Source organism: Pseudarthrobacter sp. GA104 (genome assembly GCF_009741265.1).
Classification (GTDB): Bacteria; Actinomycetota; Actinomycetes; order Actinomycetales; family Micrococcaceae; genus Arthrobacter.
Genome location: NZ_WOWL01000001.1, coordinates 4,380,914 through 4,398,770, shown reverse-complemented (window position 1 = coordinate 4,398,770; position 17,857 = coordinate 4,380,914). Strand labels below are relative to the sequence as shown.

The window sequence follows — 17,857 nt, the reverse complement described above, 5'->3', positions numbered from 1 at the left end:
TCAGCTTATTCGCGTTCGACTAGCTTCCTGAGCTGAGCATCGTAGACGTAGTCGACGATCTCGCCGGACATGATCATGTTGATGGCTTGGTTGATCACCTTCCGCGGCGCAACAAACCACTCTGAAGGGTCGTAATTACGGCCCTTGCGGTCGACCTGCGTGAGGTCGAGCCGCACCTCGGCGAACACGCGGTGAAGGAGGTGCTCCAAGGCGGATGGCTTGAGGTTGTAGGTGCGGTAGTTTTCAACGATTTTAACGGGAGCCATCAGATATGTAGGCGACTTCTCAGCGTTCTTGATCCGCTGTTCCACGCTCGTGGTCGAGAATCCAATTTTGTGAAGATCCTCAATCCCGGCGATCTGAGGGTCGTCACTTAACGACTGGAGCACGTAAATGTGACCGCTCTCCTTGTCGGCGTCGAAGATCTCCTCATCTTCGACGCCGGTGCGGACGACCGCTTGGCCATCCTGTTCGTGGAGCCGGATGGAGAGAGACTGACGGTACATCGCGGATTCCGTGCCATTCTCAAAGATCACCCGCAGCCGTTGCTTCGGCTCGGGTTTGCCACCGACAACCATCGTCTTGGTTTCACCAACCTCGGCGACGAACAGCATGATTCCGTTCAGGACGAAGAACCGGCCCTCCTCAACGGTCGGTAATCCCCTAAACGGGGATAGCGTGACGGTACCTTCGGCAAGCTCAGCGTGCTTGGTCTTGAAGAGATGTTCGAACTGGTCGAAGTCAAGGCTCTTCTTCCGCTTTGCCACGGAGTCTGGGGAATTCGGTGCCTTGCGCACCGGTAGATCGGAGACATCAAGCAACCCGGATTCATCGCGCAGCAGGTCAAGATCATCACCTGCGAGCAAGTCATCAATCGAGGTTGGAGCCGCGGGGACTTCCAACAAACCGAACTCGTCAAGATGAGTCAATGCTGCGATTTTCTCTTCACTAGCGAGGATGCCATCGAGTCGGGCACCGAGCTTACGTTCCGAGATCTCCCGCGTCGTAGAGTTTGGGATTCGGCCATGGGTACGGCGGAACTCTATGATCTCCAGGAACGCCCTCTCCAGACGGTCGGCTGAGGTGACCTTTGTAGCTTGCTCTGGTGCGTCGAGGAGACCGTCAATGTCCGCATCGAACAGCTCTTGGAGATTGCCAGGGTAGGCAGACTCAATTGCGTCCACGACTTCCGCCTCGCTCATGCGTCTTCCACCATCTCCATTGCCCGTTGCGCCGCCTGGTGCTCCTGTTTTTTGCGTTGCAGGAACAGCAAGACCTCGGCATACCGCTTCTCGGTCGGCTCTTCGGAGCGTACGTTTGGTCTGCGTCCTGCAACCTTGACCCAGTTCTGGATTTTCGGGAACAACGCCAGGGCTTCCTCTTCCGTGACTTCCACGCGTGTGGCGGTGATGGTGTCCTGAATGATGCGTAGTACGGACGGGGTCACGGACTTCGAGATGACCTCAAAGGCCCGCTGGAATGGGTTGACCGAGTCGATGAGATTGATATTGATGTCATCAATATTAACGAACTTCTCCGCCATCTTGATGAACCGCTTATCTCCGACGTCGCGGACTTCGCCGTTCTTGATGACTGAGTCCACCACTACCTGCTGCCGCAGTTCCTCAACCTGGGTTTCGTCCAGATCCGGGTATCGCTCTCGGATGATCTTCGGGATTAGAACCCTATTTGTGGTCTCTGCGTCCACCGAGCCGGCAGCAGCTTTTGCAAAAGTGTCATCCTGAAGGATCGTCGCCTTCAGGTCGTTCAGGTCTGTCTCGACGATTTGCTTGACCCGTTCGGAGGAAGGCTCCTTGAAACCCTTGATCTTGATGACCCCTGGCGGCGTGGCGTCTTCGTCGTCCGAGTGCCTGGTCTTGAAGGTGAAGTTTTGTGCGAGTACCTGCTCCATCAGCAACGACGCTGTAATGGCCTTCAACATGTTGTTGACCGAGACCTTCACCTCCCCCTGGGTGGCATCGGGTTCAGCGATCAGGTTCGTGAACTGGGCATGCTCTTTGCCGGGACTGTCACGTGTGACGCGGCCGATGATCTGGATAACCTCGGTCAGCGAGGCACGATATCCGACAGTCAGGGCGTGCTCGGCAAAAGGCCAGTCGAAGCCCTCCTTGGCCATGCCCAGGGCGATGATGATGTCCACGGCGTCTCGCTCTTTGGAAGCGACATGGGAGAGATAGTGGAGTGTGTCAGCGCGCTTCTTCTGGTCCGTGTCGTCGACAAGATCAGCAACCAGAAGAATTTCACCGGTGTCTTTGTGTCTGATCTTGATGATTCCGGTGTCCGGGTCGGTCTCTTCGACATGGCCGATGGCATCGATGATGAATCCGACTTCTTCGATCTTGTCCTTGGTGGACTCCCCCGAGTTAACGTTCGGGATATGGACGATCGTCTTCTTGTCCAGGTGCAGGACCTCACCGATCGCATCGGTATAGCGGCCTTGGTAGAAGTGGTGCCCAATGCCCAGCGAGTGCAGGTGCTCGTAACCGTTGAGTTGGTCGTAGTAGTTGAACGTGACCGGCGTGAACCGTGCTTCGTCCTCGGCTGACAGCACCGGCACAGAGTCTCCGCGGAAGTATGAGCCGGTCATTGCGACGATGTGTACGTCCGAGCCGTTCATGATGTCGCGCAGGAGCGCGCCAAGGCGGTTGGCTTCAGTGTCAGCGGAGACATGGTGGAACTCATCGATCGCCAGCACGGTGCCGTTGAAAGCTTCCGGTGCGAGTTTCTCGAAGGCGAACCGCAGCGTCGCATGTGTGCAGACCAGCGTTGCGCCGGGACCTTTGAGGAAGTCGATGAATGCCCCGACTTTGCCCTGCGAGGAACCGGCGTCACAAAGGTTGTGCTCGTCCTTGATTTCCCAGTCTGCGAAGAACCCGTGGGAGGTGAGCTTCGTCGAAGAAAAGGAGGCACCGATGGAACGTTCGGGAACGGCGACGATGACCTTCTTCCGGTCCTGGTTGTAGAGCTTGTCCAGAGCGACGAACATTAGCGCACGAGACTTCCCCGATGCCGGCGGAGCCTTGACCAAAAGGTGCTGGGAATCTCTCTTGGCGAAGACTCGCTGCTGCATCTCCCGCATACCCAATGCATCGGTGTTGACCGATGCTTTAGTGCGGGCATAGGTCACGTCGACGATGTTTATCGGCTTGTTCAATTCTTTTTGCTCCCCTTTGCAGCTTCTGCGGCTGTCATTGCCTCATACATAGCAAAGAGGTCCGACAGTCTCTGCTCGTCAGTCTCATAGCGCCGCTTCGAATAGATTGAGTCCACCAAGGCGTCGACCTCTGCGTGAGCAAATCGAAGGTCTGCCGGCATCAAGTCGGGGTCGTACATCTCAGCCAGGGTCTTTTCGCAGTGATACTCTCGAACGTCCAACAAGCGCAACGCGGTGTGCGTGAGCTTTTCCTTGACAGTTTCCGACAAGGGCGGGACCGGAAAGTTGTTGTAGACGATCGTGTTTGAGTACCTGTAGTTGATTCGCATGCGTCCGGCAACAGAATTCACCCAAACCATGTGCATTTTGGACGTCAACAGTGCGAGAACCCAAGGGTCTGATTCAGGTACCGCGAACGCTGAATTCGAGATGATGTCATCGGGCCCAAGATATCCGAAGGGGATGTATTCTCTAAGCCCCGAAGAAACACTTGGAACAAGAATGGACTCGGCCTGCTTGTGCCGTATTTCGCCAAATAAATGGGGGGTTTCGGCCAATTTTTGTGTCGACACTTTGGTGCTTGCCAGCCTCATGGCCGCTGTGCGTTCAAAACGAGCGCGAAGCCCAGGGAATGCTGTCGCAACGTCGGCCTCGGCGGTTGGCACCCACACGCAATAGCGATCTTTTCCCTTGATGAACTCTTCCGAACCGAGCAGACGCTTGATGAATCGCCCAGATCCGGGTGATTCCACCAAAAGACGGTCACGCTCCATTGGTTCCAGGGTGAGGTTTCCGCCGTCAGTTGCCTTCGAGCCGTAAACCATCGCCGGAAGCTGGGGAGACAGCGGCTTCGATCTGGCTGACACGAATATGTTGTCGCCGTCCGCAAGGTAGCCGTTGATGTTGGTCGCAGCTATCTGCAGGTCATTCGAGTAGAGGTACTTCGGGGCTTGGCTCGAAGGCCTGAGCGAAATGACTGCGACTGTAACGTCAGCGTTTCCCTTGGCGTTGTTATCCCACTGGAACCCGGTGTGCGCAAACCCTATCTCTACGTTCATGCCAAAAATCATCGGGAACATGAGGTCCACATGCTCCCCTTGGGACACAGTTTTCGTTGTCACAAAAGCCAGCTCGGCTCGCGTTCCCGCAATGTAATCTGCACCTTTGATGAACCAGAGTGCGATGTAGTTTAGCTTCTTCGAATGCTTTCGTCCCGCGAACGCATGAGGGAAGTCGGCTTTCTGCTCCGTAGTCTGCTTGCTGGCTCCGTAGTACGGAGGGTTTCCAATCAGGTAGATCTCGTCGCCGTCGTTCGGGCAGATCTCGTTCCAATCGACGCGAGTGGCGTTGCCCGCCTGGATCTGACCTGTCTCCTTCAGCGGGATCAGAGGGATGGAAAGATTGAACTTGTCCTTGTACTCACTGTTCATTTGGTGTTTGGCGATCCATAGGGAGAGAATCGCGACCTCGACTGCGAAGTCGTCAAGCTCGATGCCGTAGAAGTTTTCGATGCTGATCTTCGACTCGGCGTACAGCACTTGGTGGTTGATGTCGATTTCCGCGAGACGTTCCAGGATTGCGTGCTCCAGACGGCGCAGTTCCTTGTAGGCGATAATGAGGAAGTTGCCGGATCCGCAGGCCGGATCGAAGACCTTGATCGCGCTGATGCGCTCGAGCAGTGCTTCAAGCTTCTTGACGGAGTCGAACCCCGCATCGAGCTGTTCTTTCAAATCATCCAGGAATAGGGGCTCGATGGTCTTCAGGATGTTGGGGACAGAAGTGTAGTGCTGGCCCAGGTCACTGCGCTCTCCCGGGGTAACGATGGCTTGGAACATCGAGCCGAAAATATCCGGGTTGATGTCGCGCCAGATCAGCTTTCCAGACTCGATCAGCAGATCCCGTGCCTTCTTCGTGAAGACTGGAACGATGTGCTCAGAGGACATCGTGAACAGGCGACCGTTGACGTACGGGAAACCGGCAAGATGCTTGGGTTTGTCATCAACCTGTTCGGTATCGAGGGTAGTAAATAGGTCGGTCAAGAACTCGGCGACGTCCGATCCGTCGGCTTGAGTGTGCGAGCCGACGGCGTTGGTGAACGCACCTTCCTCGAAGATGCCGGTGTCTTCGGCGAAGAAGCAGAACAGGAGCCTGGTGAAGAACACGTTGAGAGCATGACGGCCGTGCGCCAGGTCGAACATTCCGGGGTTCGCTACGAGCAGCTCATCGAACAGCTTCCCAATCCGCTCGGCAGCTTTGACGTCTGCATGTGCTTCGGCGACGTATTGGGCTTTCTCCATGCCCGCCCAGGGCAGGAAGAACGTGAAGTGCTGATCGATGTCCCGAATCGGGATCATCAGGTTTTCGCCGGTCTTCGTATCGATGGCCAGCAGTTCCGTGTAGTCGGTGACAATCACGAAGCGGGTGTTGTATCGGACGACCAGCGGTGAAGTCTTCAGTTCATCGATCACGGCAAGTGGATCGCCGGTCGTCTCCTTGAAGTAGACGACGTTCTTCTGGGCGACTTCAGTCGCTGGGTCGTGGGCAACGTTGAGTGAGCCATTGCGCAGCCTGGTTACGTTGCCTTGTGGTTTACCGTAGGCGGACAACAAGCTGAAAATGAACTCGCGATCGTAGGCCTCACGGCCCCCGAGTGGGGCGACCCGTTCCTGGACGGCCTTCAGATTGAGCTTCACCATGAACTTGTTTCCTTCGCGAACGTAAACCGACTATGGGCCGCCGGGCTCTTGGTGATGAGGCGTTTGCTTCTGGGGCTAGCTGAAATGACGTCGACGTACGACCACGGTTCACACACGTTGATACTCCTTATATGGGCAGTCCAGGAACGCACTACCCACACGTGATCTTATCCGGGACTGAACGAGGGTCTTGCTACTCATCGCGTCACGCGACACCAGTGTCTTTTCATGCCCCGATAAGAGCAATTATCAGGAACCTGCGATCGAATGTCGCACTTGTGTCTGGGCCGGTGGGCAACACTGGAGACATGAGCGCGATAGCGGGAAACGGGCGGCGATCCCAACTGGCGGCGGTTGCCGAGCCTCCACTGATCCTGGATCCGGAGATCGATGAAGAGCTGGAAGAGCTCGAAGCAATCTCGCGCGGTCTCGAGGAGCACACGCTTTCGGCGAATACACGGCGGGCATACGAAAAGGCATGGAGGTCGTTCACATGGTTCTGCGACCTGCATTCACTTGAGGCGCTTCCAGCCCACCCGGAGGCTGTCCGCTGGTATGTCGCCTGGATGTCCACGCAGACCGACGAATGGGGATTGCCCCGGTTTGCGACGGCGACTATCAGACAGCATTTGGCCGGAGTCGCGAATCGTCACGTGAAAGACGGCTACCTCGACCCGACTGGTCACAAGGCCGTCAGTGATCTGGTCCGCGGACTGGCTAAGCTCAGGGCAACGCGGCCGGTGAGGAAGAGGCCCCTGCTGCTGGACGACGTGACCAGGATTATCGGAACCATGGACCACGACGTATATCCGAACGGCGTGTCTGCAGCACGCGACGCAGTCGCTTTATGGCTGGGCTTCGCTGGTGCCCTGAGGCGGAGCGAGGCAGCTGGCCTGCAGCTGAAGGACCTGGAACTGCACCCCAAGGACGGGATCCATGTGCATGTTGGTGCATCAAAAGCAGACCAGGAGAACGCCGAGGCGGATGTGGTGGTGCTCCCCTTCGGGTCGACGGCAATGACCTGTGCTCCGTGTGCGGTACATCGCTGGGTCGCACTGGTCGGAATAGCCCAGGAGGCCGACGCCTCACAGCGCCGGCGCAGGACCATGCGTCAGTTGTTCGCCTACCAGCTGGACGATCATGTGTGCGGCTCCGAAGGAGGATACGGACTCATCAGCAGCGCGGACCTGGCGTCTTTGACACCTCTGATGCGGGCGACCTACCGCAACAGGTACGACGCGCGGATCCATAAGGTGAGCGTCAGCGGTGATGCCCTGCATTCCATGCTGCTTGTTCGAATGGCCGAGGCAGGTATGGATCCGTCGGCGTACGGCTTCCACTCATTGAGGGCAGGGCACGTCACCCAGGCCCGGCGAAACGGTGCGACCACTGAGGAGATCATGCGCGCCGGCCGCTGGAGGCGGGCCGAGACGGTAAACATCTACGACCGGGAGTACAACCCCGCGGCGCGCAACAGCGTTACGCGCTTGGGCTTGTAGGTCCTGGTTCTTCGGTCTCGTCTTCAAGCGGGACGCGGGCGTCGATGCTGTCCATGAGTCTGGGGTCGATCCGGGCCTGGAGCTCAGCGCTTCCACCCAGGGCCTGGATTGCCCGGGTGATCCGCAGGACTTCCAGCCGGCTCTTCTCCCATTCACGCTGGGCCAGAGCAAGGTCCGCCAGGTACTGCTGCAGCTGACCCTCGGATTCGGCCTCATGGTCGTCGGCGACCAGGAGTGCCAGTGGGACATCGAGGGCCTTGGCGGCCGCGACGGCTTCGTCGAGCCGAACAGCGCGGATTTGTTGCTCGATACGCGTCACTGCCGACGGGTCCACATTCGTGCCAAGAATTTCTGCAATCCTTCGGGCCAATTCGGCCTGGCTGATGCCCAGGCGCTCTCTCTCTTGGCGCAGTCGGCGTGCAAAGAGGTCTCCGGGCAATGAATTCATGGGGCTCGGGCTCCTGGTCGGGGTGGTTTAGCGGTCGGACGGGACAGTGGCACTTCTCAATAACAAGGCTACGCGGTCGTGCCGGCGCAGCATGTTGAAAGCGCCGTCATGCGAAATCTACACGTCTTTGAGCTGAACTTCATCACGCCGCTCCATGGGCACGTTTCGCCTGATCTACGAGGATATTCGACTGCTTGTGAGTCGATTAGTCGAGTCATGATGCGATAAGTCAGTCGAATGATGTAGATTAGACCTTGAGGATGTGCACGTATACGAGTCCCTAAGCGAGGTTGGCGGCATGATTGCGAACACTCCAGCCCTCTTGATCGGGAGTCGAGTCGCATCACGAGACATCAATGACAGGGCACTATATGCTCTATCTATGCGAGTGAGTGGTGCTAGGTGCCTTGTGACTCACTGTCATGTCACGAATCATTCGAAAGGCGAGAGGAAAGAACCATGACGAAGATCTACGAGGCAGCAGTCCTGACGCAGGCGAGCCTGCCCACCGCGGCCTGGGACCTGACCAGTTTCCTGGAAAACACCAAGACGCAGATCCAGCTCTGGGGCGGTCTGGTGCTCATGCTGCTGGGTGCTGTCGGTCTGGTCTGGGGCGGCGTGCTCCTGATCAAGAAACTGATGGCCAACCCGCAGACCGCAGGCCAGCAGCAGGGCTGGGGCACGATCGCCCTGCTCATCCTGGTCGGCGGCGCATTTGGCACCGGCGGCTGGTCGCTGGTCTCGACGATCGGCTCCGGCGGACAGCAAACCATTGAAGACCTCGGCGGCGGCACTGCAATCGTCCAGGACTTCAACGGAGTCTTTGACATTACTTCCGGCTGGTAGGCGTCGCCGACAGAGGCCACGCACACGACCGGAATTGCAAGGCGTCGTCGAACCGGGCCGGTAGAGGTGTGATGCCTCCGCCGGCCCGGTTCGTCGTTTCCGGGACTGGACCACGGCACAGGCGGCAATAAGAGCGAGGACAGGCAGGCAAGGGATTATGGGGATCAAGGACAAGGCGAAGGCCTTTGGTAAGAAGTTCAAGCTCGATTCGCATCACGCGATCGAGCGTTTCGGAGTGTTCTTCGGCATTTTCGCGCTCATGGGCACGATCGTGATCGCCGGGTCGGGAGCAGCGGCCATCAAGGCAGGCAGTGACACACTGTCGCACACGGCGCTTTACAACACCGAGTTCACGAGTTCGAAGACGCAGCTCAAGGGCGACGTCGACGGCATTTACACCAACAAGGCCGGCGACAGGGCGCTGGTCATGATGCACTTCGGGACCAAGGTGTCGATCTCATACAACGCGGCGGACTATCAGGCCTTCCTGCTGGGCTCCGACACCGACCTCAGTACCAAGACCGTGAAGACCGGCGGAATCCGGGGCACCTTCCACGTCTTCGGTTCGACCGGCTACGTCGGAGTGCTGCTCGAGGCGGACGAACCCTTCGACAGGCAGGTGCTCAACCTGACGATCCGGGCGAACGCCGAGCTTTCCTACGACGAGCGTCAGCAAGCCACCGGAAACACTGACGAGGCCGTGCGTGACTCGAGCTTCTCCAAGTATGACCAGTGGCGTGTCTTCTTCAATCCCGGCGCGGACGGAGCGGAGAAGATCCCGGCCCTCGAAGCTATGAACTTCGACCCCGCCCGGGCTTACTACGACGTGGTTCTCAAGGCCGAGGAGGCCAAGACCCGAGAGAAGCTGGATCAGAAGTTGCTGGCGATGCGCACGAATTTGGCGCAGATCCAGTCCTACACCTCGGACCTTCAGACGACCAAGGTTGACGGTTTGTTCCTGCGTCCGCCGTCGGTACCGACAACCGTCGCCGGTGACGAGATCAGCGGAGCCTCGGCCGCCGAGGCGGAGAACGGCGTTTCAACGCTGGCTTTGGAGACCGATCACACGGTCCCTGGCGGTTTTGATCTCAACTGGCGCGCGGGCAACGTCTACGACGGTTACCTCGATGTGTTGGTGCCCTCGGGCCAGGGATACGTCGAATTCCTGGCAGCCAAGCGCCAGGAAGGCTCGGACGCCACGAGCCAGCAGATCTCCAGTATGAAGTGGATCCTCTCGGATGGTTCCGACCTCAAGAACGACTACCAGTCTTCAGACGTCACGATGCGGCCTCTGACGAATGTGATGCACAACCTGTCGCAGGCGTACCAGGACTACGGCAAGAGCAAGTCCGAGTACCAGTCGACGCTCCTGCTCGACCTTTTGCGGCTGGACGTGCAGCTGCGCGACGTGCAGTCCAACAGCACCGTCAACGAGACCAAGGACTTTCTGAAGACGCTCTACTGAGCGCCTTCCGGATCCCACACAAAACGACCTCCAGGCATCGAGCCGGAAAGGACAACTAATGGCCACTGACAAGCCTGAGCAGCCGGATGGCTCGACTCGGCCCGGAGGGTCGCCCGACCAGAACCAGGGATCCGGACGCAAGGTCGGGAAAGCTGCGGGGAACGATGCTCAGCGCACACGGCGTGGGGATCAGAGCCAAGGCCGCAGCAACGCAGGTGGCTCTGCCGGGGCTGCAGCCTCAGGAGCCGTCCCCGGCACTCACACAGGAGCCCCTGGTGCAGCCGCAGCCGGGCCGAAGAAGGTTGGGGCCGGGGCGACCAAAGATGCGAAAAGCGGCGCGTACGGTCCTGAAGGCGGTAACCAGGGCACGCTCGGGGCGCGCGGGACCAAGTCCCTTCCCGGAGCAGCGGGCGCAGCTGGGGGAACTGGTCCTGCTGGTCCGGGATCCGGACCGGCGAGCAGCAACCGGACAGGTTCGACAACACACCAGGACGGCTCGACAGGCGGCACCGGCTCCTCCTCAAAGACTTCGACGCCCGCGCAGGCCGCGGGGAGCCCAGCCGATACTGCTGGCAAGGCGAGCGAGGCAGCCGACAAGGCCGGGCAGGCCAAGGGTGCGATGGACACCGCCAAGAAGGCGGGCAAGAGCTTGGATGGTGTCGCGGCGAACGCTGCAGGAGGAGCAGCCCAAAAGGCGATCGAGGGGAAGGGCGATAGTAAGGCCCGAAGTAATGCAGGCCGTTACGCGGGGGCTGCTGCCTCGGGTGCGGTGGCCGGTGCACAGGCCGGAGCCGCGGCAGGAGGTGTCGGAGCTCTGCCCGGGGCTGCCATCGGCGCAGCCAAGAACGTCGGCATGGAGGGTGGCAAGGACGTCGTCGACGGTGCGTCCAAAATCACCGGTGGAGGGCCTGACGCGGAGCCTGCCGACAAGCGACTCGGCGCTGGTGGAACGGGCTACGAACGGGCCGCCAAGAAAGACGGGGAGCTGGTCTCCAAGACCGCCAAGGGTGTCGCTATCGGTGGCGCTGCAGCAGCCGCTCCCCCGGCCATGGGCCTGGTCATGTTGATGGCCCTGTTGAAGTGGCTGAAGACCATGTTCTTCGCGATGATGGCGATGGCCGCGAATGCGGCCAATCTCGTATGGGGCTTCATCGTCGGCGTCGCCAAGGTCATGGGCAAGGCGATCGCAGCACCGTTCGTGGCAATCGGAGGCCTCGCGGCCAAAGGTGCGGGTGCTGTGTTTGGGGTGGCGGTCACGGCAACGGTTGCGCCCGTGGCTACCGCTACCTCCGGCATCATCGCGACGATCACTGCGGTGGCCGTGCTGAGCACGGTAGTCACCGGCATTCTCGACCAGGCCGGCTTCGACGGCAGCAGCGACCGCGGTTCAGCAAGCTGTGTCGTGAGAGTCGGCAACAACGGTCCTGGCGCGGAAGTCCCGGCCAGCACCGAGGCGAATGCCAAGGCCGTGTACTCGGTACTGAAGAGCTGGGGCATGTCCGACCAGAACATCGCAGGCATCCTGGGCAACTGGTCGCAGGAGTCGGGCATCGACCCGACCAGCGTCGAGGGTATCTACAACGAGCCCTACAGGATCGGCCAGCGCAAGCAGGAAGCCTGGGACAACGAGTTCACCCACATTCCTGGTCAGTCGCACGGCGGCATCGGCCTGGGCCAGTGGTCGAACGGCCGTACCCCGATGCTCCTGAACTACGCGCAGTCCAAGGGTCTGGACTGGTACACGATCGAGGCACAGCTGGCGTTCATGGTCGAGGGCGACAATCCCGGTGACGTGGATGTATTCAAGGGCATGATCGAGACTTCCCTGGGCTCACCCGGGGCTGCGGCCCGGCACTTCCATGACAAGTGGGAACGTTCCGCGGACAACGCTTCGATGATGGCCGAGCGTGTCGCGGATGCCGAAATGTGGTACGGCAAGATGAGCGGCTGGGAGGTCGATGGTTCGATCGTCGGCGGCGTCGAGGACATTGTGGGCGGCATCATCGACACCATCGGCGGAGGCGTCAATACGATCCTCGGCAACTGCGATAACAACGAGACCGTAGCCGGCGGCGACCTGGTCGACGGCGGTATGAACGAGGAGCAGGCGCAGCAGCTGATCGAGCTGTACAACCAGGAAGGCGACAAGTTCCTTGACGAAAGGTACGGCAACAGCGGTGGCCCGGGATCGTGCGGCGATAACCATGCGATGAACTGCGTGTCGTTCTCGGTCTACTTCGTGAACAAGTACACCTCGTTCCAGCAGTACCCCGCAGGCGACGGGATCCAGACTGCGCACTCGATCGCGTCAATGACAGGCAAGCCGGTTTCGGACACGCCGACGGCGTACTCCGTCGGCTCGGGACCTGGCACCGGCTCCGCCGGCCACACACTGGTGGTGCTGGGCGTCAACGGTGACCAGGTCATCATTGGCGAAGCCGGTTACTGCGCGCATATGGGTCGTGTTCGCGTGGACAGCGCGGCACGAATGAAGGCCGAGGGCTGGGTATTCGTCGAGGTCGCTGATCTGATCAGCGAGAGTGGCCCCCTGCCGGCGTCGGAGGTCGCCGCGTAGGCCCGGAAGGATCAGAAGCGAGAAAAGACGAAGCCGGTGCCCGGTGATCCGGGCACCGGCTTCGTCGTGTCCGGGTCACTCACTCAGCCTTTTGAATGATGACAGAGTCATGACTCGACTCCCTTTAGAGATAGACTTGGAGTCGTATATGAGGACAAATCGAGTGAAGGGACGGGCAAGGTGACGAGTGTCGACGAGACGCACGACGCGGCTCAGGAGGACGCTGCTGAGGACGCGAAGCCCAAGGCTCCTGCTACGCGCAGGACGTTCAGCGGAGTCGAGCTGGAGGCCCGCTTCGAGCACTGGCGCGACGAGCGGCGCGGGAAGCAGGACGCACGTACCCCTGAGGACGATGCACGACGGATGCGCCGCGGATTGAGCGTGGCAATGGGGGTGGGGATCCTGGCGTTGGCCGTAGTCAGCGCACTGACGGGACAGGGCTTCGAGGCCTCGCAGGCCCGGAATGACGGTCGGATCGCACAGCTGGAGTCTGAGATGCAGAAAGCACAGGTCGTCCCGGTGGACCCGGACCTGTCGGGGAAGATGACCCGCCTGGCGGAGACCGCCGCAAGAGACGCCGGAAAGGTGGCGGATGCGCAGCAGGTCTTCTCAGAGCTTCATTACAGAGCAAGCACCGAGCCAAGTGCAGGCAACGGCACTCCTAATACGGCGATGCTGCAGATCGTAGAGCACCGCAGGGTTGTTGCCCCGTTGTTCGACGACCGCACCTACCTGGCCAATGACAAGGAGGCTTATTCTCCGTCATCGATAACCCCGTTCGACCCGAGTACGCAGATCGATCCGCGCTTTGCCTGGTACGTGCGTTATGACGGCACGAAGGCCTCACCCCCCGACGCCTATACGTGGACCGTCGAAACCGTGATGCCTGACCTGGACGCGCGGGACGCCGCGGGTGTGGCGCGTACAGCGCAGGTGGTCTGGCTGTGCCGTGAGGTTGGAACCGACCGGGTCCTGGCCTGGGCGAACGCGAGCTACACCCCGAACGGCGGGCATGGCACCTTCAAGGACCTGGACGTCGTGGTGACCGCTGCCGGGCACGAGCACCAGCAGGGCGCGGGTCAGGAACCGAACGCGCCGAAGGTGCCGGAGATCAGCGGGCCGGCAACCGGAACGACGGACGAGAACGGAGAAGGCTGATGGTGCAGGAACAGATTATGAGCGCCGAGCGCGACGAGACCACATCGGCACGGCCCGGGTTCGCAAGGCGCAACGCCCTGGTGTTGGCGGTTGCGGCAATCCTGGCAACTGCCTCAGTTGTGACTGGGATGACCTGGGGATCCCAGCAGGCGGTACTGGATGCTCAGGGACAGCGGATCGGCGGGTTGGAGGGTCAGCTGAAGAGCGCGGAACTGGCGAAGTCGGAGCAGGTGGAGCAGAACGTACTTGAGGCGCTGGGCGTAAGTCAGGGGCGGATCGACAAGGACAGGCCAGTCATCGATCGTTTGGTGCGTACGGCCTTCACCTGGGACTCGGGTCAGTCCTATGAGTCGGCCCGGGCGGACCTGAAGGAACGTCACAACCTCTCCGAGGACCAGCCGTTCCTGCAGCAGTTCATGCCTCCGTCGAGGTTTAATGAGGACGACTCGGGCAAGCGCTACTACTACATCGACACGCAGGGGATGAACTCCTCCGTCGCTCTCGATCCTGACATAGAGGTCGTGAAGGTCAATGCCGATCAATATACCTATGCAGTGATGGTCGACGTCTCAATCACTTCTGACGCGGTGATCCAAAACAACGCCAATCCGGGCTCGGTTTCGACACAGCGGAGGATGTTGCTCTTTCTCGCCGTCGACGCTGAGGGCACGGTGTCGAACCTCTCCGGCGTTCCGGCCAGCGGATCGACTCGCCATTCGGGATGATTCCGACTCCCTATCGACTCGTATTCTTGATAGAGTTGTACTGGTATCCGAGTGGAACAGTGAGTTGAGGGGTCAATGGCAACGACAGAGATCGGCAAGTCAGGCGAGCAGGTTGAGAGCCCTGCGCGCAGGACACGCTTCGTCACCTCCCCCACGGCTGAGCCGACGTCGAACGGCGCAGGTCCGGCAGAGCACGTGGAGGCCGATGGCGCGCTGATGAGTCGGCGTGCGGCCATCGGCGGCGTGTGCATGGGTGCAGCAGCCGTACTGTGCTTCGTACTCGGTGCAGGGCTCTCCGGTGGCGGTTCCGCAGTGAGCGGCTCCACCGCCCGGGAAGACATGGAACTGCGCGACCAGATCAGAGTCGCTGAAACGAAGGCCGATGCCCTTCCCAAGGCTGAAGACGCCGACCGGGCTCTGGTGACGGCGCAGTCCTCAGCCGTGCAGATTGCCCAACTGCAGAACGACTACCGACATCTGACGCCCTTGGTGGCAGCCAAAGGCGGGACGCTTGAAGCATCGGCGTCAGAGTCGACGCGACGGAACCTGACCCCGTATTTCTCCCCCGAAGTCGGGCAGCCGGCCCTGGAGCCGTGGTACCTGCTGGCAAGCGACAAGGAGGTACCTGCGGGTAACGGGCTCCCCATGAGCTTTGACTCCGGATTCAAGTGGGTTGCGCAGCGTCCCTACTCGCTGAATGAGGACAGCACCATCCGGGTCACATGGCTGGCCGTCGAAACCCGGCCTGCCGCGGGTCGCACTCCGACGGTGCTGGCATGGGCACACGCCGACTATGACATGACCCGCAAGACGTTCTCGAACGTGGAGACCGGCACGACGACCACGGGTGAGGCCCTGCGGCAGGAGGTGAAGACACAGTGATCGAAGAGGCGAAGGACTGGGTGCGTCAGCGGGCCGGGAAGGTACTCGTCTGCAGCACCGGGACCCTGTTGGCACTGTCACTTATCCCGCTGGGATCAGCGTTGCTGGGCAACGGATCCGCTGACGCCGAGACCAAGGCAGACCAGCTCATCGTCGGACTCCAAGGTGATTTGGAGACGGCTGAAAAAGCACTGGACGCCACGCACGCCCAGTTGCTTGCGGATCTGCCGGGGTTGGACGCCGAACGGGCAGACCGGGATCGTGCCTTTGCGCGCTCGGTGCTCTTGGGCCTCATCAGCCCTTCATCATCGACCAGAGATCTGGCAGGGACACAGGCTTTCCTCGACGCCCGATACGAGTTTTTGGGCCCGACCTCGCGCGTTCTTACCGAGTTCATCCCCGAGTGGATGGCGGCCACCGGATCGGGCCACGGTTCGGGAACGACCTACCGGCTGGTCACGCTCGACATCGATGTGACAGAAGTGCGGGGCCTGGACTATTCCTACGCGGGAGTGGCCCGGTTCGATCCCGTCCGGGCAGACGGTGAGAGCACAGCCAAGCGAGAGTATGTGTTTTTTACCTTTAGCACCCGTCAGGACGGCTCAGTGTCCGCTTTCGAGGCGTATCGCGCCTCCAGCCGGACACGCGATCTGCTTGTTGCGCAAGAGCCCGTTGCCAAGGCGACGGCAGTCCCGATCAAGATTCCGAGCGCCGAGCCTACTGAAAACGGCTGACAGGCGCGACCCATGAACACGATACGCACGACGACAATGACGAAGGACGAGAACATGACGACCCAGACCCTGGACAAGAAGAATGGTACGACCGAGGCGGAGGACGTCCGCGAGGTGGCCACACCCGCATCAAAGAAGGCGGCGAAGGAGCGCAAGCCCTCGAAGCTGGCCGGCGTGCTGCGCGGCCTGACCCCGGAGAAGAGTTCAGCCGGATTTCCGGTCTTGATCTGGACGGTGTTCTTCCGCCTGGTCGTCCTCATCGCCGACTACCTGTTGGTGCTCAGCACTGCGATTGCTCTCATTCCGATGCTCGGTGCGTGGCTGCACCATCAGTCCGGTGACGTGTACGGCGATCTGACCATGGCCGGGACCATCGCGATGTGGATCGCTCCGCTGCTGTTCCTGGTTCTGGTCCTGGCAGCCGCTGAGATCGCCGTAATGCGCGCCATGTGGCGTTGGGCCAGCCGCCGGATCCAGAGCATTCGCGACGCACGGGCCGGTGACGCCCTGGTAACGACTCCCCGCACCAATTCCCAGAACAAGAGCGCCAACCGAAAGAGGAGCAACTGATGCGCACCGCTGGATTGATGATGAACGATGTGTGGGCCGACCGGGCCTTGCGGGAGCGAGGCGTCGAAGCCCACCGCTACGACGGGCTGGAAGCGGAGATTGGCGTCCTGGTCGACTCCGTTGAACTCAAGCACAAAGGCAAGGATGAGAACCACCGCCCGTATCTGCACGTCATCGGCGAACTGCGTTCGATCACCCCCGCAGTGTCCCTGCCGTATGGGATCACCCAGGTGACGTACTCCCACGGCCAAGGTGAGAAGGTTGATGCCTTCTACGAGTTCGACGACACACAGTTGGTCGCGCTGGCCGCCAAGGGCTACTTCAGCTCTTCCTTCGTAGTGCCGGAGCAGCTCACGGGAATCGAGTGGGAGCTGCCCGCCACGGTGGACGCTCTTGTACTTACTCCGTCTGAGCACCAGGCCGATGCCCCCGTGGTCTTCATGAACGTGCACCGCATCGCCGATCTTGAGATCGACTTGGAGTCTTCCGGCTACGACCTCAGCGACTACTTCGCTGACCACTCGAAGGACGGCAAGGGTAAGGCTGAGGCCGTAGTTGACGAGCGGGGCCTGCGGGCCCGCTCGGACGCGATCAATTCGCTGTTCACAGAGGACGAGCTGGATCTGGTCGAGCAGGCAGAACGTCAGGCCGGACCCGAGAGTCCGGAGAAGACTGCGGCCGATGGCGTGAACACAAGGCTGCAGGAGCTCGAGGCCGAGATTGCTGCTGAGCGCGAGCAGTTCCAGGACGAGCTCAAGCTCACCGAAGGTACCCCGGAGAACTTGTACCACGAGCGTGTGGCCCAGGTACTGCGTGCGGACGAGGTTGATGCGCCGGGTGCCACCGACGGCGATCAGGACCGGACGGGCATTGAGACAGAGCGCGGCAGTGATCTCGATTTCGGTCTTGAAACCGAGGAACAGGTCAAGACCGGGACCACGCTTGATGAACGCAAGCGCGAGGCCAAGCAGCGCGCGGCCGATCTCGACTTCGGCCAGGACCGCGGGCACGACCTCGGGTCCTGAGGGATCTGGCGGGCAGAGAAGAGCATGCGAAGGCCCCGGCCGCTGGATAACAGCAGCCG

Annotated in this window: 14 protein-coding genes; 10 read left to right on the top strand and 4 right to left on the bottom strand. The window is 60.5% G+C overall.

Features of this window, described 5'->3' with window-relative positions; all coding sequences use genetic code 11:
* Window positions 1–5 precede the first annotated feature (5 nt).
* Genes GK109_RS20160 through GK109_RS20150 form a run of 3 tightly spaced genes read right to left on the bottom strand, consistent with a single transcriptional unit; the run spans window position 6 to window position 5,871 of the window.
* A complete protein-coding gene (locus tag GK109_RS20160; RefSeq protein WP_157242229.1) occupies window positions 6–1,202 on the bottom strand; it encodes a GIY-YIG nuclease family protein in 1,197 nt (398 codons plus the stop codon).
* Window positions 1,199–3,148 carry a DEAD/DEAH box helicase gene (locus GK109_RS20155; RefSeq protein ID WP_370460714.1) on the bottom strand — a complete coding sequence of 650 codons (1,950 nt, stop codon included), beginning with the start codon at window positions 3,146–3,148 and terminating at the stop codon, window positions 1,199–1,201. Before GK109_RS20155 ends, GK109_RS20160 begins: the two co-directional genes overlap by 4 nt.
* 23 nt (window positions 3,149–3,171) lie before the next feature.
* The gene (locus GK109_RS20150; protein ID WP_157242227.1) at window positions 3,172–5,871 is read right to left on the bottom strand and encodes a DNA methyltransferase; all 2,700 of its coding nucleotides are present in this window, start codon (window positions 5,869–5,871) and stop codon (window positions 3,172–3,174) included.
* A 308-nt stretch (window positions 5,872–6,179) separates the two neighbouring features.
* Between GK109_RS20150 and GK109_RS20145 the strand changes: the two genes are divergently transcribed.
* The gene (locus tag GK109_RS20145) at window positions 6,180–7,370 is read left to right on the top strand and encodes a tyrosine-type recombinase/integrase (RefSeq protein ID WP_197432515.1); all 1,191 of its coding nucleotides are present in this window, start codon (window positions 6,180–6,182) and stop codon (window positions 7,368–7,370) included.
* Here GK109_RS20145 and GK109_RS20140 read toward each other — a convergent pair.
* Window positions 7,351–7,818, bottom strand: a complete 468-nt coding sequence (locus tag GK109_RS20140) for a helix-turn-helix domain-containing protein (protein ID WP_157242225.1) — start codon at window positions 7,816–7,818, stop codon at window positions 7,351–7,353. The two genes, GK109_RS20145 and GK109_RS20140, sit on opposite strands and share 20 nt — an antisense overlap.
* A 459-nt stretch (window positions 7,819–8,277) precedes the next feature.
* On the opposite strand from GK109_RS20140, the gene GK109_RS20135 reads away from it, so the two are divergent.
* The 9 genes from GK109_RS20135 to GK109_RS20095 all read left to right on the top strand — a co-directional run bounded on the left by GK109_RS20135 (window position 8,278) and on the right by GK109_RS20095 (window position 17,798).
* Window positions 8,278–8,664 (top strand): hypothetical protein, encoded by a 387-nt coding sequence (locus GK109_RS20135; protein ID WP_157242224.1) that lies wholly within the window; start codon window positions 8,278–8,280, stop codon window positions 8,662–8,664.
* Between the two features lie 157 nt (window positions 8,665–8,821).
* Window positions 8,822–10,129: a hypothetical protein gene (locus tag GK109_RS20130; RefSeq protein ID WP_157242223.1), complete on the top strand. Its 1,308-nt coding sequence runs from the start codon at window positions 8,822–8,824 to the stop codon at window positions 10,127–10,129.
* Between the two features lie 649 nt (window positions 10,130–10,778).
* Entirely contained in the window at window positions 10,779–12,704 is a 1,926-nt protein-coding gene (locus GK109_RS20125) for a phage tail tip lysozyme (protein WP_157242222.1), read from the top strand.
* Window positions 12,705–12,884: 180 nt separating this feature from the next.
* Window positions 12,885–13,862, top strand: a complete 978-nt coding sequence (locus GK109_RS20120) for a hypothetical protein (protein ID WP_157242221.1) — start codon at window positions 12,885–12,887, stop codon at window positions 13,860–13,862.
* Window positions 13,862–14,587 carry a hypothetical protein gene (locus GK109_RS20115; RefSeq protein ID WP_157242220.1) on the top strand — a complete coding sequence of 242 codons (726 nt, stop codon included), beginning with the start codon at window positions 13,862–13,864 and terminating at the stop codon, window positions 14,585–14,587. Before GK109_RS20120 ends, GK109_RS20115 begins: the two co-directional genes overlap by 1 nt.
* A gap of 75 nt (window positions 14,588–14,662) precedes the next feature.
* Window positions 14,663–15,469 carry a hypothetical protein gene (locus tag GK109_RS20110; RefSeq protein ID WP_157242219.1) on the top strand — a complete coding sequence of 269 codons (807 nt, stop codon included), beginning with the start codon at window positions 14,663–14,665 and terminating at the stop codon, window positions 15,467–15,469.
* Entirely contained in the window at window positions 15,466–16,203 is a 738-nt protein-coding gene (locus GK109_RS20105; RefSeq protein WP_157242218.1) for a hypothetical protein, read from the top strand. Before GK109_RS20110 ends, GK109_RS20105 begins: the two co-directional genes overlap by 4 nt.
* Before the next feature lie 54 nt (window positions 16,204–16,257).
* On the top strand, window positions 16,258–16,773 hold the full coding sequence (locus GK109_RS20100) for a hypothetical protein (protein ID WP_157242217.1): 516 nt from the start codon (window positions 16,258–16,260) through the stop codon (window positions 16,771–16,773).
* The gene (locus GK109_RS20095; protein WP_157242216.1) at window positions 16,773–17,798 is read left to right on the top strand and encodes a hypothetical protein; all 1,026 of its coding nucleotides are present in this window, start codon (window positions 16,773–16,775) and stop codon (window positions 17,796–17,798) included. The genes GK109_RS20100 and GK109_RS20095 overlap by 1 nt, the downstream gene beginning before the upstream one ends.
* The last annotated feature ends 59 nt before the right edge of the window (window positions 17,799–17,857 follow it).

Excerpts from the sequence above, each read along its gene's own strand:
- GK109_RS20160 (WP_157242229.1), bottom strand. The coding sequence starts at position 1,202 with ATGAGCGAGGCGGAAGTCGTGGACGCAATTGAGTCTGCCTACCCTGGC.
- GK109_RS20150 (WP_157242227.1), bottom strand. The coding sequence starts at position 5,871 with ATGGTGAAGCTCAATCTGAAGGCCGTCCAGGAACGGGTCGCCCCACTC.
- GK109_RS20145 (WP_197432515.1), top strand. The coding sequence starts at position 6,180 with ATGAGCGCGATAGCGGGAAACGGGCGGCGATCCCAACTGGCGGCGGTT.
- GK109_RS20140 (WP_157242225.1), bottom strand. The coding sequence starts at position 7,818 with ATGAATTCATTGCCCGGAGACCTCTTTGCACGCCGACTGCGCCAAGAG.
- GK109_RS20135 (WP_157242224.1), top strand. The coding sequence starts at position 8,278 with ATGACGAAGATCTACGAGGCAGCAGTCCTGACGCAGGCGAGCCTGCCC.
- GK109_RS20130 (WP_157242223.1), top strand. The coding sequence starts at position 8,822 with ATGGGGATCAAGGACAAGGCGAAGGCCTTTGGTAAGAAGTTCAAGCTC.
- GK109_RS20115 (WP_157242220.1), top strand. The coding sequence starts at position 13,862 with ATGGTGCAGGAACAGATTATGAGCGCCGAGCGCGACGAGACCACATCG.
- GK109_RS20110 (WP_157242219.1), top strand. The coding sequence starts at position 14,663 with ATGGCAACGACAGAGATCGGCAAGTCAGGCGAGCAGGTTGAGAGCCCT.
- GK109_RS20100 (WP_157242217.1), top strand. The coding sequence starts at position 16,258 with ATGACGACCCAGACCCTGGACAAGAAGAATGGTACGACCGAGGCGGAG.
- GK109_RS20095 (WP_157242216.1), top strand. The coding sequence starts at position 16,773 with ATGCGCACCGCTGGATTGATGATGAACGATGTGTGGGCCGACCGGGCC.